The organism is Brachybacterium sp. GPGPB12 (assembly GCF_038396325.1).
GTDB lineage: Bacteria > Actinomycetota > Actinomycetes > Actinomycetales > Dermabacteraceae > Brachybacterium > Brachybacterium conglomeratum.
On the sequence record NZ_CP149573.1, the window covers coordinates 97,634 to 117,712 of the forward strand.

Here is a 20,079-nt window from a genome sequence, read left to right on the forward strand (position 1 = left end):
CGGGACTTGACCGGGATGAGCGCAGCTAGCGCGGCTCTTCCACAGCGCCGAGGGGGAGGAGCATGCCGTCGCCTGGGCTCGTGACGTGCTCACCAAGGACAGACTGGACGCCGCCCGGAGCCCGTTGCGCTCGCTGCGCGCCCTCCGCCGTGCCGAGCGGCGCCTCGGTCTGATCACCGCCCGCTATCTCGTCGACGCCGTCGCAGGTCGCGGGGAGCGGGGCGATGGGGGAATGCGGCGCAGTCGCCTGATGCACTGACGGTGCACCCACCGCCGACGGGGGCTCGGCAGATTAGGACGGTCCGAGCCCGTGCCCGCCGACGTGCGTACGCGCTCCGCCGAGCGACTCCTCCCGCGACACACAGGGAAGAGCCCCGAAGATCGATCTTCGGGGCCCTTCTCGCGTACTCCGCTGCGGTGGTCAGTGAACGGTCAGTGCACGACCTTCTCGGCCGGGGTGCGGTAGTCGCCGCCCGTGGCCTCGTCGATGACGTGCTTCTCGTGGCCGGCATGCTCGAGCGCCTCGCGGAGCGACGCCGGGGTGACCGGCTCGATGCGGTCCTTGAAGAAGAAGCTGGTGGCCTTGGCACGCAGGGAGGAGACTCCCTTGCCCGCCTTGAGCGGACGGTAGTCGTCGTGGGCGACGAGCTCCCAGCGCTCGTACTCGTCCAGCGGCTCGTGGATCTCGATCATGTCACCGGAGCCGGTGCGGACGATGCGGGAGGTCTCCCGGCCGTGCGGCACGAGATCGCGCTTCTGACGCTGGATCGAGAGGCACAGGCGCTTCGTGATGTAGAAGGCGAGCACCGGGGCCACGAAGAACGACACACGGAACAGCCAGGTGAGGTCGTTGATCGAGAGCCGCAGGGCGATCGCGATCAGGTCGTTGGTCGCCGCCAGCGCGAGGATCAGGTACGAGACGATCCAGGCGACGCCGATGCCGGTGCGCACCGGCGCGTTGTACGGCTTGTCCGCGAGGTGGTGCTCGCGATCGTCACCGGTGACCCAGGCCTCGATGAAGGGGAACAGGGCGAGGAACGCCAGCATCGCGCCGTAGATCGCCATCGGGATCAGCATGTTCAGCGAGAGGACGTACCCGAAGACCGTGATCTCCCAGCCCGGGATGAGGCGGAGGCCACCGTCGGTCCAGAGCATGTACCAGTCCGGCCGCGAGCCGGCCGAGACGGGGAGGGGTCGTACGGGCCGTAGACCCACATCGCGTTGATCGACGTGGTCGCCGAGATCAGCGTGATGATGCCGAAGACGAGGAAGAAGAAGCCGCCGGCCTTCGCTCCGAACACCGGCAGGACCGGGTGCCCGACCACGTTGCGGTTCGTGCGGCCCGGGCCCGCGTACTGGGTGTGCTTGTGCACGACCACGAGCACGAGGTGGATCGCGATGAGTCCGAGGATCGCAGCAGGCACGAGCAGGATGTGGATCGTGAACAGGCGCGGGATGATGTCCGTGCCCGGGAACTCGCCGCCGAAGAGCAAGCATCGACAGGTAGGTGCCGACGATCGGGATCGCCTTCATCAGCCCATCGGCGATGCGCAGGCCGTTGCCGGAGAGCACGTCGTCCGGGAGCGAGTAGCCGGAGAAGCCGGCCGCCATGCCCAGGATCATCAGCGAGAAGCCGATGAGCCAGTTGAGCTCGCGGGGCTTGCGGAAGGCGCCGGTGAAGAAGACGCGGAACATGTGCACGAAGATCGAGACCATGAACACGAGCGCCGCCCAGTGGTGCATCTGGCGGAACAGCAGTCCGCCCTTCACCTCGAAGGCGATCTCCATCGTCGACTCGAAGGCGCGGGAGACCGTGGCGCCCTGGAGCGCCTCGTACGGGCCGTTGTAGATGACCTCCTCCATGGAGGGGTCGAAGAACATCGTCAGGAAGACGCCGGAGATCAGCAGGATGACGAAGCTGTACAGCGCCATCTCGCCGAACATGAAGGACCAGTGGTCCGGGAAGACCTTGCGCGCGAAGAACTTCACGAAGCCGGCGCCGGAGAGGCGCTGGTCGAGGAAGTCTCCGCCCACCGCGCCGAGCTTGAGCAGGCGGGAGTCGTCGGAAGACTGCTTCCGGGAGCTGGGAGTCGTGGTCGTCATGAGATCACTTGTCCTTGTGGATGTTCCAGAAGCTGGGACCGATCGGCTCGGTGAAGTCACCAGGGGCCACGAGATACCCCTCGGCGTCGACCTCGATCGGCGGCTGCGGCGACGGACGGTGGGCCGGGCCGAAGATCACCTTGGCGCCGTCGGTGACGTCGAAGGTGGACTGGTGGCACGGGCAGAGCATGTGGTGCGTCTGCTTGCTCGAACAGCGCGACCGGGCGACCGACGTGCGTGCAGATCTTCGAGAACGCGAGCACGCCCTCCACGCCCATCGACATCGACTCGTCGTTCTTCGCGAGCTTGGGGTCGATGCGCACGATCACGGCCGCGGCCTTCGCGCGCTCCTCGAGGTGGTGCGGGGTCTCGTCGGTGAGGCCCTCGGGCATGACGTGGAAGATCGAGTTCATCGCGACGTCGGAGAGCTTGATCGGCGTGCCGTCGTGGTCCCGGGCGAGGCGCTGGCCCGGGTTCTGGCCCCAGAAGGTGTGGTGGAGCTTGTTGCCCGGGAGCGGGCCCAGCGTCGACAGCGGGGCGAGCACGGCGATGGGCAGGGCCGCGAGAGCCGCCACCATCGCGGTGACCATGACGGGACGACGGCCGATGCCGGTCTCCGCCAGACCGCTGGTGATCATCTCGGCGGCGGCCTTGCGCGTCTCGTCGGAGCCGCGGACGTCATGGCGCTCCTCGACCCACTCCTCGTCGGGCATGAGCGTCTTGGCCCAGTGCACCGCTGCGGCGCCGATGAAGAACACCGCGATCGCGAGACCGAGGCCCGTGACGAGGTTGGACCACCACAGCGCGCGGGGAGTGCCCTTCTCCGCGAAGATGTTGGTGTCCAGCGGCGTGACGAGGAAGTACGCCGCGATGAAGATGACCGTCCCGACCACGCTGAGGAGGAACATGAAGGCGACGAGTCGCTCGGCGCGCTTCTCCGCGGGCTTGGAGATGTCGGTCTGACGGGGGGTGTGGGGAGGCAGACCCGGGTTCGGGAACCCGCCGCCCTCCTTGGGGGCGAGGGTGCTGACCCGGGTGGGGGAGCGCCGTCGGTGTTGGTGTTCATGCTCGCATTCACTTGGCCTTCGCCCCCAGCCACACGGCGGCGCCGAGGAGCAGGGACAGGATGATCGTCCAGGCGTACAGGCCCTCGGTCACGGGGCCGAGGGAGCCCAGGGAGATGCCGCCGGGGGAGCCGGTCTCCTCGAGGGTCTCGAGGTAGGTGATGACGTCCCGCTTGTCCTCGGGCGAGAGGTTGGTCTCGTTGAAGACCGGCATGTTCTGGGGACCGGTGTCCATGGCCTCGTAGACGTGCTTGCCCTCGACGCCCACGACCGGCGGGGCGTACTTGCCTCGGGTCAGCGCACCGCCGGCACCGGCGGCGTTGTGGCACATGGCGCAGTTCATGCGGAAGATCTCGCCGCCGCGCTCGGCGTTGCCCTTGCTGGTGTCCAGCCACTCCTCGTCCGGCACCGACGGGCCGGGGCCGAGCGAGGCCACGTACGCGGCGAGCTGACGGGTCTGCTCCTCGTTCATCTGTCGCGGCTTCTGGCGGGCCTGGGCGCCGGAGGCCTGCATGGGCATGCGGCCCGTGCCGACCTGGAAGTCGACGGCGGCGGCGCCCACGCCGATCAGCGAGGGGCCGAGGGTCTGACCGTCGGGGTCGCTGAGACCCGCGGCATCAAGTCCATGGCAGGTCGCGCAGTTGGCGAGGAAGAGGGCACGACCTTGCTCGACTTCGCTGTCGGTGTAGGCCTCGGCCTGGGCCGCCTGCGGCCGCAGGGCCGCGTACAGCCCGCCGGTCGCGACGAGCGCGAGCAGCAGGATCACGAGTAGCGCCATCGGGTGATGACGACGTGCGGCGAGAGCCTTCACGGTTCGGACCTCGATTCGTGGAGGGGGCGGGCGGGGAGGGACAGGAGTTCGGGGGTGCGTTGGGGCCCGGGGGCCGCTGCGCGGATCAGAAGATCGTCCAGTCGAAGTCGACCGGGACCACGTGGCCGGAGGAGGTGCCGGTCAGGATCGGGTCGAGCATGTACACGACGAAGAAGAGCACGATCCAGACCACGTCGACGAAGTGCCAGTAATAGGAGACGCAGATCGCGGAGATTTGCTCGTGCGCTGTGAACTTCTCCGCGACGTAGGCCCGCATCAGCACCATCAGGAAGGCGATCAGGCCGCCGACGACGTGGATGCCGTGGAAGCCGGTGGCGAGGTAGAAGACCGAGCTGAACGGCGAGGACGACATCGTGACGCCACTGTGGATGAGCTCGGCGTACTCGTAGGCCTGGCCCGAGACGAAGATCGCGCCGAGGATGAAGGTGAGCGTGTACCACTCGATCATCCCCCAGCCGGCGATGTTGAAGATCGAGCCCTCGCGGCGCTTGCGCGGCGAGAAGGACTGCCCCCAGGGGAAGCGGCCCTCGGCGACGAAGACGCCGATCTGGCAGGTGACGGAGCTGAAGACCAGGATCGAGGTGTTCAGCGGCGCGAAGCCATGGGTGAAGTTCGACTGGCCCTCGGCGAAGGTCTCCGGTGCCAACGACCGCAGCGTGAAGTACATCGCGAACAGGCCGCCGAAGAACATGAGCTCGCTGGCGAGCCAGACGAGGGTGCCGATCTGCGTCGGGTTCGGGCGGCCGACCGCTGGGGCGGCGCGCGGGGGAGGAGCGCACAGGCAGAGTCGCAGTAGTCACGTCACCATTATGTCGTGTCGTCAGATTCGGTGTGTCGGTTCACGACGACCGAGCACATCGCGGGGCCTGCGCCCCGGGCGGACCGTGCCAGCATAGCCCTCCTGACGGCCTGTCACGAACCAGGACACGCGTCGATACGCCCAGGTGATCGACCATGTGCGTGCGTCGTGACCGTTCCGTGATCCGATCCGTGACCAGGGCGACGGTGCACCCGCTCGCAGGTGCGATGATCGAGGCATGAGCGAGCAGACCCCGACCTGGTCCCGGCTCACCGCGCGCCTGGTGCGCGGCGAGCATCTCGAGCACGCCGAGGCGAGCTGGGCGATGGACGAGATCATGACCGGAGAGGCGGGTCCCGTCCCGCTGGCGGGCTTCCTCGTGGCGCTCCAGGCCAAGGGCGTCAGCAAGACGGAGCTCGAGGCTCTGGCCGATTCGATGGTCGCCCATGCCCGTCCCGTCGCGGTGGAGCGGCATGCGATCGACATCGTCGGCACCGGGGGCGACCTCGCGCAGACTGTGAACATCTCCACGATGGCCTCGGTCGTGATCGCCGCGTCCGGCCGCACCGTCGTCAAGCACGGCAACCGCGCCTCGACCTCGCGCTCGGGCTCGGCCGACGTGCTCGAGGCGCTCGGCGTCCGGCTGGACCTCCCCGTGCCCGAGGTCGAGCGCCTGGTCGGCGAGGTCGGCATGACCTTCCTCTTCGCGCAGGTGTTCCATCCCTCCATGCGCTTCGCCGCCGAGGCGCGCAAGGGCCTGGGCATCCCCACCGTGATGAACATCCTGGGACCGATCACGAACCCCGCGCGGCCGCTCGCGAGCGCCGTCGGGGTCGCCGATCCGGCCATCGCCCCGACCGTCGCCGGCGTGTTCGCCTCGCGCGGCACCAGCGCCCTCGTCTTCCGCGGTCAGGACGGCCTGGACGAGCTCACGGTGAGCGTCTCCTCGGACGTCTGGGAGGTCCGCGGCGGGGAGGTGCGCTCGCACCTGCTGGACCCGACGGCGCCGCTGAGCATCCCCCGCGGCCCCCACGACGCGCTCCGCGGCGGCACGGCCGAGGAGAACGCACAGGTGGCCCGTGACCTCTACGCGGGCGCGAAGGACGGGCGGATGGGCCCGATCCGGGATGCGGTGTCGCTGAACGCCGCGGCGGGCATCCTCGCCCACGACGGCATCGGACAGCCGGCCGCCGACGGCTTCGAGGACCGCTTCCGCGCCGCCCACGCGGAGGCGGTCTCCACGCTCGACAGCGGGGCGCCGGCGACGCCGCTCGCGCGCTGGGCGGCGGCGTCCCAGGAGTCGCTCGCCGCGAACGGCTGAGCGCGCTCCCTCAGCCCTCGAGACCCAGGTCGAAGGCGGCGTCGAGGTCCCGCTTCGAGTAGGTCTTGAAGGCGATGTTGGTGGTGGTGTCCCGGACGCCCTCGACCCGGCTGAGCGAGCCGGCGATCACGCCGGCGAGGTCCTCGTGGTTCCGCACACGGGCCACCGCGATCAGGTCCACGTCGCCCGTGACGGAGTAGACCTGCTCGATCCCGTCGATGTCGACGATCGCCTCGGCGACCTCGGGGATGCGCTGGGGGTCGACGACGATCGAGACGATGGCGGTGATCATGGATTCTCCTTCGACGGGCGCGGGGGCGCCGAGCGGCTTCTCCCGTGAGCCTATTCCCCCGGAGCGGTCGAGGTCATGGCGAAGCGCCGGGAGAGGTGCTCCGCCTCGAAGCGGGCCCGGGCCGGCACCTGCCACGACCCCTCGCACAGCACCGTGCGCACGCCCTCGCCCTCGAGCCACCCCAGCAGGATCTCGGCCTCCTGGTGATACCCCTGGCACAGGGGCGCGGCGAGCTCGGCCTCGCCGGTCCCCGTCATCGCCAGGGAACGCGCGAAGGGCAGGGGGTCCTTCGCCGCCGGCACCAGGGTGGTCCCGGAGAACCGTCCGTGGCGCACGGCCAGCGGCTCCCAGCCGCGTCCGCCGATCACGGCCTCGGTGCTGGGCCGGGCCGCGATGAGCGGCGGCACCTCCGCGAGGGCGCGGCCGGGAGGCGCGACGGGCGGCGTCCAGATAGGCGAGAGCCAGTCGGCGCGGCTTCTCCGCCTCCTCGTAGCGTCCCGCGTCGACGTGGACGCGCGACCGGGAGGCGGCATGGTCGAGCACCTCGCGCGGGTCGGCGACCATGGCGCGGCGCGCCGCTCGTGATGCCCGCTCGACGGGGCGGCGCGCGCGCGGGATCGGCCTCCAGCGCGGCACCGCGCCCCATGACCGCGTCGGTGAGCGGCCCGCGCGGCCGGCTGGGCGTCGTGCCGGGAGGCGAGGGGACCGATGTGCGCCGAGCCGTCGGCCTCCGTACGGGCCAGCCGCGCCCCGCGCGCCCCTCGCCCGTCGGCCCGAGCCGCGACCAGTGCGCCGCCTCCGGGCGCGACCCGCGCCGGTTCGAGGGCGGCTTCTCCTGCGCGATCAGCCGCGGCTCGCGCACGGCGGCCTCGGTGGCGGTGGCGCACTCGATCACGCGCAGCGACTCCGCGCGCGGCGAGATGTCCAGGATCGCGCGGCGCGTCTCGCTCGCGGTGAAGTAGGTGCGCACCCGGGAGCGCAGGTTCCGGGAGGTGCCGACGTACAGCACCGAGCCGTGCGCATCGAGGAACTGGTAGACGCCGGGGACCGAGGGGACGTCGGCCGCGAGATGCTTCTTGCGCAGCTGCACGGGCTTGGCCCGGCGGTGGGCCGTGCCGAGGTCCTCGAGCGTCGAGGCGCCGGTCGGGCCCAGCCGGGCGATGATCGCGTGGAGCACGTCGACCGTCGCGCGGGCATCCGAGAGGGCACGGTGGTCCGGGGTGACCGCCGCCCCGACATGGGCGGCGAGGGTCGAGAGCTTGTGATCGCGCACCTCGTCGCGGCGGAAGACCGTCCGGGCGAGTGCGAGGGTGTCCAGCACGGTCGGCGCGGGCCACTCCAGCGCGCACTCGGCGCCGCGGGCGCGCAGGAAGCCGATGTCGAAGCGGGCGTTGTGGGCCACCAGCGCGGCCTCGGGCCCGACGAAGTCCAGGAACATCGGCGCGACGGTCCGGATCGAGGGGGCGCCGCGCACGGTCGCATCGGAGATGCCGGTGAGGGAGGCGATGTAGGCCGGGATCGGACGCTCCGGGTCCACGAAGGTGCGGAACTCGCCGAGCACCTCGCCGCCGCGCACCTTCACCGCGCCGATCTCGGTGATCGCGTCCGCGGCGGGATCCGTCCCGGTGGTCTCGAGATCGACCACCACCAGCGTCGCCTCCGCGAGCGGGGTGCCCAGGTCCTCGAAGCTGAGCTGACGGCGTGCGGGCATGGGGGACAGGCTACGACGCGGCCCCGACAGCCGGACGTCGGGAGGTCGCGCGGGCACCGGTCCGCGACGAGCCCGGACGCACGACGGGCCCCGCGATGCGCGACGGGCCCCACGACGCACGACGGGCCCCGGCACCGCCGGGGTGCCGGGGCCCGTCGGCCGTCGGGAGGCGCGCCCGCGCTCAGCCCTGGGGCTTGGGCGCGGAGTAGATCTTCTCGATGATCGGGGCGAGGTCCTTCACGACCACGTTGCGCTTGAGCTTCAGCGAGGGCGTGAGATAGCCGTTCTCCTCGGTGAAGTCGGAGTCGATGACCACGAAGGAGCGGATCGACTCGGCCCGGGAGACCGACTCGTTCGCCCGGTCCACCACCTTCTGCGGCTCGGCGCGGATCTCCGCGTCCTCCGCGGCCTGGGTGAGGCTCATCTCCGGCTTGCCGTTGTTCTTCAGCCAGGTCGGGAGCATCTCGGCGTCCAGCGTGAGGATCGCGGCGACGAAGGGCTTCTGGTCGCCGATCACCACGCACTGGCTGACCAGGGGGTGGGAGCGCAGCTGGTCCTCGAGTCGCGCCGGGGAGACGTTCTTGCCGCCCGCGGTGACGATGACCTCCTTGCGGCGTCCGGTGATCGTGATCGATCCGTCGTCGGCGAGGGAGCCGAGGTCACCGGTGTGGAACCAGCCGTCCTTCAGGGACTCGGCGGTGGCCTCGGGGTTGTTGTGATAGCCCTTGAACACCATCACGCCCTTGACCAGCGGCTCCCCGCTGTCGTCGATCGCGACGGAGGAGCCGGGCAGGGGCGGTCCCACGGTGCCGGGGCGGACGTCCCAGGGCAGGTTCACGCAGATCGGCGCCGTGGTCTCGGTGAGGCCGTAGCCCTCGAGCACGGTCACGCCGATGCCGCGGAAGAAGTGGGACAGCCGCGCGCCCAGCGGGGCGCCGCCGGAGACCGCCCACCTGACCTGACCGCCCATCGCCTCGCGCGCGCGTGCCGTAGACGAGACGGTCGAAGAGCTTGTGCTTGAGCGAGAGGGTGAGCGGGACTTTCCCGTCGGCCAGCGCCGTGGAGTAGTCGATCGCGGTCTTCGCGGCGGCGCCGAAGATCCTGCCCTTGCCGCCGGCGATCGCCTTGGCCTCGGCGCCGTTGTAGACCTTCTCGAACACGCGCGGCACGGCGAGCAGGAAGGTGGGCTTGAAGGCGGCGAGGTCGGGCAGGAGGTTCTTGGTGTCCGGGGTGAAGGCCGTGGTGACCGGCCAGGCCGCGGCGAGCACTGTGATCAGACGGGCGAAGACGTGCGCCATGGGCAGGAACATCAGCAGGCGCGAGCCGCTGGGCGACACCTTCTCGCCCAGCGGCGTCACCGCGCCGCGGGTGGTGTCGACGAAGTTCGCGTGCGTGAGCTCGGCGCCCTTGGGACGGCCGGTCGTGCCGGAGGTGTAGATGATGGTGGCGACGTCGTCGAGACGGCGCGCGGTGCGCCGGGACTCGAGCTCCTCGTCGCTGATCCCTGCGCCGCGGCGCCTGAGGTCCTCGAGGATCCCGTCCTCCATCACGCCGATGCGCCGCAGAGCCGGCGGCTCGCCGCGCACCGACTCCATGTCCTCCTTGTGGCGCGTGGACTCGACGAGGGCGAACTTCGCCGCGGAGTCCGAGGCGATCCACTGGATCTGGCTCGGGGAGGAGGACTCGTAGATCGGGACGCTGACGCCGCCGGCCCACCAGATCGCCCAGTCCGCCAGCGCCCACTCGTAGCGGGTGCGGGAGAGGATCGCGACGACGTCGCCGGGGGCGACCTCGGAGGCGATCAGCCCCTTCGCGACCGCCTTGACGTCCTCGACGAAGTCGGCGGTCCGCATCGGACGGTAGCCGCCGCCCTCCTGGGCGAGCTCGAAGATCGGCACGGAGGGATCGGCTCTGAGGCGTCCCAGCAAGCAGGTCCGTGGTGTTCTCGTCGGGGCCGCTGTGATGCTGGGGCGGCGTGGTGTACTGCTTCATCGAATCTCCTTCGATCCGGCGGGGTGCACGTGACCGGCGTACCGGACGACCTGGCCGGAAGCGCTGGTGGGGTCGTGCCGAGTCTACGGCAGTGCGCCACTACGATGAGCGCGACAGCCGCGCGACGACCGGATGCGCGCGGCGCGCAGGGGAACGAGGCAGGGACGGATGCTCTCCATCGGAGTCGACATCGGCGGCACGAAGATCGCGGCAGGGGTCGTGGACGAGGACGGCGAGATCATCGCCGCGACCACGCGCGCAAGACGCCGGCGACGGACCCGGCGCCGCTCGAGGCCGCGGTCGCCGATGCGGTCGCGGAGTAGCGCGGCGAGCACGCCGTCGGCGGGATCGGCGTCGGCGCGGCCGGGTTCATCGGCGCGGACCGGCGCACCGTGACCTTCGCCGCGAACCTGGCCTGGCGCGATCATCCCCTCGCCGACGAGCTCGAGCGCCTCACAGGGCTCCCGGTCGTCGTCGAGAACGACGCGAACGCCGCCGGCTGGGCGGAGTTCCGCTTCGGCGCGGCCCGGGAGGCGCGCCACATGCTGATGCTCACCGTCGGCACGGGACTCGGCGGCGCGGCCGTGATGGAGGGCGTCCTCGCGCGCGGCGCCGGGGCTTCGCCGGCGAGGTCGCCCACATGACCGCGGTGCCCGACGGGCAGTGGTGCGGGTGCGGGTCGCGCGGGCGCCTCGAGCAGTACACGGCCGGCACCGCGCTCGTGCGCGCCGCGAAGCGCCGGGCCGCGAGCGGCGACCCGCTGCTCGGTCCGCTGGTGCAGGCCGCGGGCGGGGACCGGCGTGCGATCGACGGCCCGCTCGTCACGCGACTGGCCCAGCAGGGGGACCCGGGCGCGCGGGAGCTCATCGCTGAGATCGGGACCTGGCTCGGACGCGGTGCGGCGACGATCTCCGCGTTGCTGGACCCCGACGTGATCGTCGTCGGCGGCGGGGTCTCGGCCGCCGGGGACCTGCTGCTGGATCCCGCCCGACAGGCGTACTCCGTCAGCCTCACCGCGCGCGCGCACCGGCCCCTGGCACCCTTCGTGCTCGCCGGCATGGGGAACCGTGCCGGGATCGTCGGCGCCGCGGACCTCGCCCGCTGAGCCGCGCAGGCGGGGAGCGCGACCGCGCAGGCGGGGAGCGCGACCGCGCAGGCGGGGCGCCGCCGCGCAGGCGGGGAGCGCGCCGGGCCGGCGGGGGCCGGCTCAGACCTCGGCGCCGTCGTCCCCCTCGTCGCGAGGGCGGCGCGGCGACCGCAGCAGCAGCGAGACCATCCCGCCGAGCGCCGCGGCGCCGCCGGCCCATCCGAGCACGGAGGGCAGCGAGGCCGAGAGCGTCACGGCGAGCAGGAGCCCGAAGCCGCCGAGCGGCCGCGGTCCACGACCACAGCACCGCGGAGGAGGGCTGGGGGAGGTCCGGGTCCGGCGGGTCGAAGTCGCCGTAGAGCACCTCGTCGTCGTCCAGCTCGCGCGGCGGGGCGTCCCGCGGCCCCCTCGAGGGATGCGCCTCCCGGGCACGTCGGCGGGACTCCTGCAGGCTCTCCTCGGTCGGCGGCCCGTCCTCGTCCTCCTCGGCGGCGAAGCGGCCGGGGCCGTCCTCGTCCTCCGGCGCGGCCGGCTCGCGCGGCGCCCTGCCGGGGCCGAGCGCGAGCCCCTCGTCGCGCAAAGCATCCGGGCGAACTCCGCGTCGACGTCGCGGGGCTCGGGGGAGCGGCCGTCCTCCCCGCTCATCGGGACCCCTCGGGGACGGGGACGTGGGCGTCCAGGAACCGGGCCGAGGTCTCGAACAGCGGCGGGGCGTCGTGGTCGAGCGTCGCGAGATGGTGGCTCCGGGTGAGCGAGAGCCGTTCGACGGGCCCGCGGACCCGTGCGGCGACGAGGTCGCTGTCGGAGGGCGGGACGGTGTGGTCGACGCGGGAGGTCGCCAGCAGCAGCGGCGCCTGGACGGCGCCGAGACCCTCGCGGGTGCGGCGGAACAGCCGGCGCAGATGGCCGACGGCGCGCACCGGCATCCGCTCGTACGCCTCCTCGGAGGCGTCCTCGCGCGCGATGTCCGACCCGATCCCGGGCAGGGTGCGCACCACCGGGGCGATCAGATCGGCCGCGGCCGCGATCCGGGGCGGCGTCATCCCCGGGTTCACCGCGACCACGGCGCAGATCGCCCCGGCGAGCTCCTCGTCCTCGGCGAGGGCGAGGGCGAGGTTCCCGCCCATCGACAGCCCGCCCACCGCGATCGGCCCGAGCTCGCCGGACAGCTCCAGCGCCGCCTCGCGCACGCACCCGTACCAGTCCTGCCAGCTGGTGCGCGCGAGGTCCTGCTCCGTGCGCGCGTGGCCGGGCAGCAGCGGCGACTCGACCTCCCAGCCGAGCGCGGCGTGGTGCTCCGCCCAGGGACGCATCGACTGCGGCGAGCCGGTGAACCCGTGGCACAGGAGGAGCCCGCCGCGCGGGTTAGAGTGACCCCGCGCGCGCCACGGCCGGGACAGTTCGCTGAACGCCATGGGGACATCGTCGCATCCGCTTCCGTCCGGGGCATCCTCGCCCCGTCCTCGAGCGCCCGCAGGAGGGCCGACGTGCTGTACGAGATCGCCAAGCCCTTCGTCATGGGGGTGGTGAGGGCCGTGTGGGCACCGACGCTCAGCGGCCACGAGAACATCCCCGTGCAGGGACCGGTCATCCTGGCGTCGAACCATCTCACCTACGCCGACACCGTGTTCCTCCCCGGACAGGTGCGGCGCGGCGTGCATTTCCTGGGCAAGTCCGACATCTTCTCCGGCCGCTCGCCGATCGCGCGGCTGGCCGGCGCGGTGATGCGAGGGTCGCACGTGATGCCCGTGGACCGCAGCGGCGGCGGGGCCGCGCGCACGGCGATCCAGGCGGGGCTCGAGGTGCTCTCCCGCGGCGACGTGCTCGGCATCTATCCCGAGGGGACCCGGAGCCCCGACGGCCGGTCGCATCGCGGGAAGACGGGGGTGGCGCGCTTCGCCCTCGCGGCGGAGGCGCCGATCGTGCCGGTCGCGATGATCGGCGCCTTCGAGGGCGCGCGGGGGCGGAAGTACTTCCCGCGCCGTCGACCCCGCATACATGTGGAGGTCGGGTCGCCGATCGATCCCGCGGATGTTCTCGCGCGCCATCCCGGAGCCGACGAGGCGACACGCGCGCGCCGTGACCGACGAGGTCATGGACCGCATCGCCGCGCTCTCCGGGCAGGAGCGGGCCCCGGAGTACGCGAGCGACGTGAAGCGCAGGTCGCGCGCGGAGCAGGCCGCCTCCAACCCCTCCGGCACCCGGCGCCGACGGCGCTGAGCCCGTGACGGACTCCCGCCGGGCCTGCGCCGTGCCCGCGACGGGCCGCGCACTGCCCAGCGACCGGTCCCTTGGCACGCACCCGTGCGGAACTGGCTACCCTGTCGGCGTGACTCCATTCAGCCCCGACGCCCCCGCCCGCGCCCACGACTTCTCGCTGTCCTCGGCCGATGACGGCCTGGCGGCGCTCGGCGCCTGGCGCGAGCTCCCGCGCGTGCAGCGGCCCGTGTGGCCCGACGAGGGGTCCCGCGCCCAGGTCTTCGACGACCTGCGCGCCGCGCCGCCGCTGGTCTTCGCCGGCGAGGTCGACGTCGCGCGCGAGCGCGTCGCCGCCGCGGCCCGCGGCGAGGCCTTCCTGCTCGCCGGGGGCGACTGCGCCGAGACCTTCGCGGACTCCACCGCGGATCGCATCCGCAACAAGATCCGCACCATCCTCCAGATGGCGGCCGTGCTCACCTACGGCGCCTCCGTGCCGGTGGTGAAGATGGGCCGGATGGCCGGACAGTTCGCCAAGCCCCGCTCCGCCGACGAGGAGACCCGTGACGGCGTGACCCTGCCCACCTATCGCGGCGACGCGGTCAACGAGTACGCCTTCACCGAGGAGGCCCGGATCCCGGATCCGCGCCGCCTGTGGAAGACGTACACCACCAGCGCCTCCACACTGAACCTCCTGCGCGCCTTCACGAACGGCGGCTTCGCGGACCTCCGCGAGGTCCACTCCTGGAACCGCGGCTTCACCTCCTCGGGCGTCGGCTACGACCGCTACGAGGAGCTCGCGGGACAGATCGACAGGGCCGTGCGCTTCATGGACGCCATCGGCGCGGACTTCGACGCGCTGAAGGTCGTGGAGTTCTACGCCTCCCACGAGGCGCCGCTGCTGGACTACGAGGAGGCGCTCTCGCGCATCGACTCCCGCACCGGCGAGATCTACGGTCGCTCGGGCCACTTCCTGTGGATCGGCGAGCGCACCCGCCAGCTCGACGGCGCGCACGTGGAGTTCATGTCCCGTCTGCGCAACCCGATCGGTGTGAAGCTCGGCCCCGACGCCTCCCTCGACGACGCGCGCGCCTGATCGACCGCCTCGACCCCGAGCGCGAGCCGGGCCGTCTCACCTTCATCACCCGCATGGGCGCCGGGAAGATCCGTGACCGACTCCCGGCGCTGGTCGAGGGCGTGCGGGACTCCGGCGCCCAGGTCGCCTGGGTGACGGACCCGATGCACGGCAACACCATCACCTCCTCCAACGGCTACAAGACCCGCCGCTTCGAGGACATCCTCGACGAGGTCGTGGGCTTCTTCGAGGTGCACCAGGAGCTCGGAACCGTCCCGGCGGGCCTGCACATGGAGCTCACCGGCGACGACGTCACCGAGGTCCTGGGCGGCACCGGAGAGATCGACGAGGAGGGCCTCACCCGCCGCTACGAGACCCTCGTGGACCCGCGACTGAACCATCAGCAGTCCCTCGAGCTCGCCTTCCTCGTCGCGGAGATGCTCTCCCGCCGCTGAGCGGTTCCGCACCTCCGGCGGCCGACGACGACGGCGCCGCCCCGATCGGGGCGGCGCCGTCGTCGTGCGCGGGAGGCGCGAGCGCCGGACCTTCGACGCCCCGGCTCCGGGGCTCAGAAGACCTTGATCGTGATCGTCGAGCCCTTGGCCTGCTGGCTTCCCGCCGCGGCCGTCTGCTCGTAGACCTGGCCGAAGACCGGCTCGCCCTTGTCATGGACGACCTCGACCGTGAACCCGGCCGCCTCGAGGGCGGAGCGGGCCTCGGCCTCGGGCTTCTTGAAGACGTCCGGGACCGTGACCATCTCGGGGCCGAGCGAGGTGACGATGTGGACGGTGTCCCCGCGGTGCAGGGTGCCGGAGGCGGGGGACTGCGAGATCACCGAGCCCTTCGGGACCGACGGGGAGTGCGCCTCCGCGCTCGTGACCCGGAACCCGGCCGCCTCGAGGGTGGAGCGCGCCGAGGCCGCGGGGGCGCCGGTCTGGTCCGGCACGGACAGCGGCTGACGGCCCTGCGAGACGACCACGTGGACCTCGCCGCCCTCGGGAAGCGCCTCGGCGTCGGCCGACTGGGAGATCACCACGCCCTGGGGGACGGTCTCGGAGTACTCCGCCTCGTCCTCGACCAGCTCGAGCCCGAGCGCCTCGACCTGCTCGCGCGCCTCCTCGAGGCCGGTGCCCTCGAGCGCGGGGACGGGGAAGGTCTCCACCCCCTTGGAGACCACGAGGTGGACGTCGCTGCCCTTCTTCAGGGTGGTGCCGGTCGAGGGCTCCGCGGAGATCACGTGCCCGGCCGGGACCGTGTCGTCGAAGCGCTCCTGGGTCCGCACGGTCAGATCGGAGGCGGTCAGCTCCGCCTCCGCGTCCTGCAGCGGGGTGCCGGTCACGAGCGGGACGGTCCGGTCGGCCCCGGGGCCGGTCTCGAGATACCAGTCGGCGCCGGTCCACGCCCCGCCCGCCAGCACGGCCACGAGGCTCAGCGCGGCGAGCGCGGCCATCGGCCGGGAGCGGCGGCGCGCGCCGACGGGCAGGTGCCGTCCGCGCCGGGCGCGGGGAGCGCGCACGACGAGGTCGCGCGTCCTCTCGTCCTCCTCGGCGGCGGCGCCCTCGGGCTCCTCGGCGTCCGTCCCGTCCTCGTCCTCCGCCTCCCGGCCGGGGTCGGCGTCCGGCGCGGTGGTCTCGGCATCGGCGCCGCCGGGCGCGAAGACGCGCGGGCCGCGGGAGATCTCGGCCGCGACCTCGTCCAGCGAGGAGGTGGGGCGGGGGACGTCGCCGGTGTCGCTCGGCTCGATCTCCTCGGGCCGGGCGGCGAGCGCCGACGCGGGGAGCGTGCGGAGGAGCTCCCGGACCGCCTTCAGCAGGTCCGCAGCGGAGGCGGGTCGCTGCTCGACCCCGCGCGCGCAGGCCCAGGTGATCAGGGAGTCCAGAGGGCGGGGGATGCCGGTGACCAGCGTCGAGGGCGCGGGGATGTCCTCATGGACGTGCTGGAAGGCGATGTGCACCGGCCGCTCGCCGCGGAAGGGTCGCCGTCCGGTCAGCATCTCGAACAGGACCACGCCGAGGGAGTAGAGGTCGCTGCGCTCGTCGGCCTCGCCGCGGGTGACCACCTCGGGGCTGATGTAGGCGACGGTGCCGAGCAGGGCGGCGCCGGTGGAGGAGTTGTTCGCGCCGATCGCGCGGGCGAGCCCGAAGTCGGCGACCTTCACTGTGTCCTGCCGGTCCAGCAGGATGTTCTCGGGCTTGATGTCCCGATGGACGATCCCGGCCCCGTGCGCGGCGACCAGCGCCTCCAGCACCTGCGCCGTGATCTCGAGGGACTCGCCGACGGTGAGGCGGCCGCGCTCCACGATCCGGGCGCGCGGCGTCTCGCCCTCGATGAGCTCCATGGCGAGGTAGATGCGGTCCTCGTCCTCGCCCTGGTCGAAGACGCCGACGACGTTGCGGTGGGCGAGACGGGCGGCGGAGCGCGCCTCCCGTCCGAAGCGACGGCGGAAGTCCTCGTCCATCGCGAGGTGGGGATGCATGATCTTCAGGGCCACGACGCGGTCCAGCCGCTGGTCGTGCCCGCGGTGCACGGTCGCCATTCCGCCGCGCGCGATCGGCTCCTCGACCCGGTAGCGGTCGTCGAGGAGCAGGCTGATGCCGGGGGAAGTCGACGTCGCCGAGCTCACGGGTCCGAATCTATGGGGCGAGGGGCCCCGGAACGGGGAACGACACACGCGGCGCGCGGCACAGTGACGAGGTCGACGGGATGCGCGGGCCGCCGGAGCCGTGGCACTCTGGTCCCGTGAACGACCTGGACACCCTCATCACCGAATGGCTCACCCTCCCCGACGTCGCCGAGCATCTCGACGTCGAGGTCTCGCGCGTCCGCCGCCTCATCGAGGAGGGCCAGCTGGTCGCCGTGCGGCGCGGGGATCCCGTGGTGCGCATGGTGCCGGCGATCTTGCTCAAGGACGGCGAGATCACCCCGCACCTGCCCGGCACGATCACCGTCGCGCGCGACGGCGGCTTCGAGGACGCGGAGCCGCTGGCCTGGCTGTTCGAGGGGGACGACTCGCTCCCCGGCCGTCCCATCGACCACCTCCGCCGGGGCCAGCGCGGCGAGGTGCGCCGCCGGGCGCTCGCCCTCGCCCTCTGAGTCGCCGCCTGGCAGGCCGACCGGGATGTCCCGTCCCGGTCGGCGCCGGACTCAGGCCCGCAGCGAGTCGACGTCCGTCGCACGCACTGCGAGGGCCTCGAGCCCGGCGCGGCCCAGCTCTCCCAGCCCCTCGGCGGCCTCCAGGAGCTCCCGGCCCCGGGTGGCGCGAGCGCGCACGTCGGCGGCGACCGAGGCGACGGCCCCCGTCGCGACCATGAGCTCGTGCACGGCGTGGACGGCCGCCTCGTCCGCCTCGGCATCGCCGACCACGCGCGAGAGCAGGCGCTGTCCCTCGGCGTCGGCCGCGGCCTCGGTGCGGGCCAGGAGCACGGTGCGCTTGCCCTCGACGATGTCGCCGCCGATCGGCTTGCCGGTGGCGTCCTGGTCCCCGACCACGCTGAGCAGGTCGTCGCGCGGCTGGAAAGCGGTCCCCACCTCGATCGCCCAGCTGGAGAGCGCCTCGAGCTCCGGATCCTCGGCGCCCATCAGCGCCGCCCCCATCCGCACGGGCCGCGGCACGGTGTACGGCACCGTCTTCCAGCGGATCACCGAGAGTGCGGCCTGCTCCGCATCGGGGGCGGAGGCGAAGCCGCCCGCCTGGTGGAGGATGTCGAGGTGTCGCCCGGACATCACCTCGGTGCGCATGGCCTCGAACTCGGCGCGGGCCGCAGCGACGCGCGCGGCGGGGCCCGGGATCGCCGCCGCGATCTGCTCCGCCCAGGTCAGGGCGAGGTCGCCGAGCACGATCGCGACCGCGACGCCGAACTCCTCGGCGGAACCGGAGAGCCCGGCGGCCTCGTGCGAGCGCTGGGCCCGGACATCTCGCGCCGGGCGTCCCCGCCGCATGGGGGAGTGGTCGATCACGTCGTCGTGGAGCGGCGCCGCCGCCTGCACGAGCTCGATCGCCGCGCCCAGCCTCGCGAGCGCCTCCACCTCCTCGGCCGTCGGCTCCCGGCGGAGCGCCGCGACCCCGCCCCAGAAGCAGAACCGGGGACGGAGCGGCTTCCCGCCCTCGAGGAAGGCCTCGAGGTCGTCCACCAGCGCCGCACTCTCCGTCGAGATCCGCCCCAGCTGAGCCCTGCGCTCGGAGAGCTCGGCGGCCGTGACCTCCTCGATCCGGGCGACGAGCGGCGCGTCGAGATCCGAGAGGCGAGCGGCGGGGGAGTCGGCGAGGCAGCGGTCATCGAGGGGTCCTTTCGCACGGGTGCCCCTGATCCTCCCATGCACGCCTGGGACCTCCCGCGCGCGCCCGGGCGCGAGGCGACCGTTCCTCCCCACCGGGGCTCCGTCCCCAGGGCGCGCTCCCCCCGCCCGCTCGGCCGCTCGATCGCGCAGGGTCGGGGCATGACGACGCACATCACCCCCGCCGATCCCGGCCGCCACCTCGGCGCGGCCGACGACCCCGCCGAGCTCCTGGCCGAGGCGAGGCTCAGCCTGTACGAGGCCCCCTCGGACTGCCTGCTGCTGTCCGGCACCGCAGCACCGGGCCGCCAGCCCCTGATCACCCGGTCCTCCCTGCACGACCTCCTCGCTCCGTGCGGCGGGGAGAACCTCCGCCGCCACGTCCGCCTCGTCGCCGAGCGGGGAGCGGAGGGGATGCACGCCCTGATCGTGATCGGCGACGGCCGGCAGAGCGTGCTCGAGCCGCTGGTTCGCGAGGTGCTCGCCCGCGCCGGCGGCCTCGTGGCCGCCACCGCCGCCGCGCTCGGCCCGGGCGGGGCGCGGCTGCTCAGCCTCCGCGGCGCCGCCGACGGACGCCGCTGGGAGCTCCGAGCGTCGACGGGCGGGGACGAGGAGCTCCTGGCCGTGCCGGTCGGGCCGGCGCGCGACTTCGCCGCGACGCAGGCCGCGGCCCGCGCGGTCCTGGCCGGGCGAGCCATCCCCCAGGAAGCCCGCCCCGAGCCGCTGCTCGAGGAGATCGGGCGCGCCCTGCACCTGCCGCCCCCGGACCTCGCCTCCGCCGCCGATCCCGGCCTCCTCCTCGCCGAGGCCGGCGCGGCCCTCCGTGCCCTGCGGCGGGGCCGGCCGGGGGCTGTCGGCGCGGAGGGGATGACGAAGTGTGAACACATCGCGCAGCTGCTCGCGGCGCTCGCCGTGGACCGCCTCCACTGGGAGCTTCTCGCCCAGCTGGTCGAGCACGGCGGGGCGCCGCCGATCGCCCGCGAGACCCTCCTCCAGGAGCTCGTCGCCGATCCCACCAGACGCCCTCATCCGGACGTCTGCGCAGGTGGGAGGGTGTACGTGCTGCTCGAGGATATGCGCTGCGTGGCCTCGGCGGCGCTCGATGCCGCAGGGCCCGCCGCGCGCGGCACGGCGCGCCCTGCGTGGCGGGCGCTGACCGCTGTGCTGGTCCTGCTCGCCTGGTGGAACCACCGCTTCGCGACCGCGGGGAGCCTCGTCGACGAGCTCCGGCATCGGGAACCGGACTCCACTCTGGCACCCTTGCTGTCGAGAATGACCGACACCCCCGTCTTCCCCGCCTGGTGGCCCAGCACCTGAAGGGAGGGGGAGCCC

Annotated in this window: 15 protein-coding genes and 5 pseudogenes; 7 read left to right on the forward strand and 13 right to left on the reverse strand. The window is 72.9% G+C overall.

Annotated features, from left to right (window positions below; all coding sequences use genetic code 11):
* The first annotated feature begins 85 nt into the window (after positions 1-85).
* The gene (locus tag WKH84_RS00530; protein WP_192808033.1) at positions 86-259 is read left to right on the forward strand and encodes a hypothetical protein; all 174 of its coding nucleotides are present in this window, start codon (positions 86-88) and stop codon (positions 257-259) included.
* A gap of 820 nt (positions 260-1,079) precedes the next feature.
* Here the strand turns inward: WKH84_RS00530 and WKH84_RS00535 are convergent.
* From WKH84_RS00535 to WKH84_RS00555, 5 genes and pseudogenes are all read right to left on the reverse strand, one after another.
* Positions 1,080-1,493 (reverse strand): cytochrome b N-terminal domain-containing protein, encoded by a 414-nt coding sequence (locus tag WKH84_RS00535; protein WP_341856722.1) that lies wholly within the window; start codon positions 1,491-1,493, stop codon positions 1,080-1,082.
* A pseudogene (locus WKH84_RS00540) lies at positions 1,489-2,103 on the reverse strand (cytochrome b N-terminal domain-containing protein); the annotation flags it as partial. The gene WKH84_RS00535 and the pseudogene WKH84_RS00540, both read right to left, overlap by 5 nt.
* Positions 2,104-2,107: 4 nt before the next feature.
* Positions 2,108-3,169 (reverse strand): annotated as a pseudogene (locus WKH84_RS00545) (Rieske 2Fe-2S domain-containing protein).
* An 8-nt stretch (positions 3,170-3,177) separates the two neighbouring features.
* A complete protein-coding gene (locus WKH84_RS00550; RefSeq protein ID WP_341855293.1) occupies positions 3,178-3,978 on the reverse strand; it encodes a cytochrome c in 801 nt (266 codons plus the stop codon).
* A gap of 85 nt (positions 3,979-4,063) precedes the next feature.
* The gene (locus WKH84_RS00555; RefSeq protein WP_341855294.1) at positions 4,064-4,690 is read right to left on the reverse strand and encodes a heme-copper oxidase subunit III; all 627 of its coding nucleotides are present in this window, start codon (positions 4,688-4,690) and stop codon (positions 4,064-4,066) included.
* 346 nt (positions 4,691-5,036) lie between these two features.
* Here WKH84_RS00555 and trpD point away from each other — a divergent pair, with 346 nt between their 5' ends.
* Positions 5,037-6,119 carry an anthranilate phosphoribosyltransferase gene (gene trpD, locus WKH84_RS00560; protein WP_341855295.1) on the forward strand — a complete coding sequence of 361 codons (1,083 nt, stop codon included), beginning with the start codon at positions 5,037-5,039 and terminating at the stop codon, positions 6,117-6,119.
* A gap of 10 nt (positions 6,120-6,129) precedes the next feature.
* Here the strand turns inward: trpD and WKH84_RS00565 are convergent, their stop codons facing one another.
* The 4 genes and pseudogenes from WKH84_RS00565 to WKH84_RS00580 all read right to left on the reverse strand — a co-directional run bounded on the left by WKH84_RS00565 (position 6,130) and on the right by WKH84_RS00580 (position 10,114).
* The gene (locus WKH84_RS00565) at positions 6,130-6,411 is read right to left on the reverse strand and encodes an Lrp/AsnC ligand binding domain-containing protein (RefSeq protein ID WP_010550590.1); all 282 of its coding nucleotides are present in this window, start codon (positions 6,409-6,411) and stop codon (positions 6,130-6,132) included.
* A 50-nt stretch (positions 6,412-6,461) separates the two neighbouring features.
* Entirely contained in the window at positions 6,462-6,818 is a 357-nt protein-coding gene (locus tag WKH84_RS00570; protein WP_341855296.1) for a hypothetical protein, read from the reverse strand.
* The gene (locus WKH84_RS00575; protein ID WP_341855297.1) at positions 6,776-8,122 is read right to left on the reverse strand and encodes a DEDD exonuclease domain-containing protein; all 1,347 of its coding nucleotides are present in this window, start codon (positions 8,120-8,122) and stop codon (positions 6,776-6,778) included. The genes WKH84_RS00570 and WKH84_RS00575 overlap by 43 nt, the downstream gene beginning before the upstream one ends.
* Positions 8,123-8,303: 181 nt before the next feature.
* Positions 8,304-10,114: pseudogene (locus tag WKH84_RS00580) on the reverse strand (long-chain fatty acid--CoA ligase).
* 168 nt (positions 10,115-10,282) lie between these two features.
* Here WKH84_RS00580 and WKH84_RS00585 point away from each other — a divergent pair.
* Positions 10,283-11,219, forward strand: a pseudogene (locus WKH84_RS00585) (ROK family protein).
* Between the two features lie 102 nt (positions 11,220-11,321).
* Here the strand turns inward: WKH84_RS00585 and WKH84_RS00590 are convergent.
* Together WKH84_RS00590 and WKH84_RS00595 are read right to left on the reverse strand one after the other, a co-directional pair.
* Complete coding sequence (locus tag WKH84_RS00590) at positions 11,322-11,846, reverse strand: hypothetical protein (RefSeq protein ID WP_341855298.1); 525 nt, start codon at positions 11,844-11,846, stop codon at positions 11,322-11,324.
* Positions 11,843-12,616, reverse strand: a complete 774-nt coding sequence (locus tag WKH84_RS00595) for an alpha/beta fold hydrolase (protein WP_341855299.1) — start codon at positions 12,614-12,616, stop codon at positions 11,843-11,845. Before WKH84_RS00595 ends, WKH84_RS00590 begins: the two co-directional genes overlap by 4 nt.
* 72 nt (positions 12,617-12,688) lie before the next feature.
* Between WKH84_RS00595 and WKH84_RS00600 the strand changes: the two genes are divergently transcribed.
* Entirely contained in the window at positions 12,689-13,429 is a 741-nt protein-coding gene (locus tag WKH84_RS00600) for a lysophospholipid acyltransferase family protein (protein ID WP_341855300.1), read from the forward strand.
* A 149-nt stretch (positions 13,430-13,578) separates the two neighbouring features.
* Positions 13,579-14,927: pseudogene (locus WKH84_RS00605) on the forward strand (3-deoxy-7-phosphoheptulonate synthase class II).
* A 113-nt stretch (positions 14,928-15,040) separates the two neighbouring features.
* Here WKH84_RS00605 and pknB read toward each other — a convergent pair.
* Positions 15,041-17,095: a Stk1 family PASTA domain-containing Ser/Thr kinase gene (gene pknB / locus WKH84_RS00610; RefSeq protein ID WP_341855301.1), complete on the reverse strand. Its 2,055-nt coding sequence runs from the start codon at positions 17,093-17,095 to the stop codon at positions 15,041-15,043.
* A gap of 116 nt (positions 17,096-17,211) precedes the next feature.
* Between pknB and WKH84_RS00615 the strand changes: the two genes are divergently transcribed.
* Positions 17,212-17,565: an Rv2175c family DNA-binding protein gene (locus WKH84_RS00615; protein ID WP_341855302.1), complete on the forward strand. Its 354-nt coding sequence runs from the start codon at positions 17,212-17,214 to the stop codon at positions 17,563-17,565.
* Between the two features lie 51 nt (positions 17,566-17,616).
* Here the strand turns inward: WKH84_RS00615 and WKH84_RS00620 are convergent, their stop codons facing one another.
* Entirely contained in the window at positions 17,617-18,792 is a 1,176-nt protein-coding gene (locus WKH84_RS00620; RefSeq protein WP_341855303.1) for a polyprenyl synthetase family protein, read from the reverse strand.
* A gap of 117 nt (positions 18,793-18,909) precedes the next feature.
* Here WKH84_RS00620 and WKH84_RS00625 point away from each other — a divergent pair, with 117 nt between their 5' ends.
* Positions 18,910-20,064 carry a hypothetical protein gene (locus WKH84_RS00625; protein WP_341855304.1) on the forward strand — a complete coding sequence of 385 codons (1,155 nt, stop codon included), beginning with the start codon at positions 18,910-18,912 and terminating at the stop codon, positions 20,062-20,064.
* Positions 20,065-20,079: the final 15 nt, after the last annotated feature.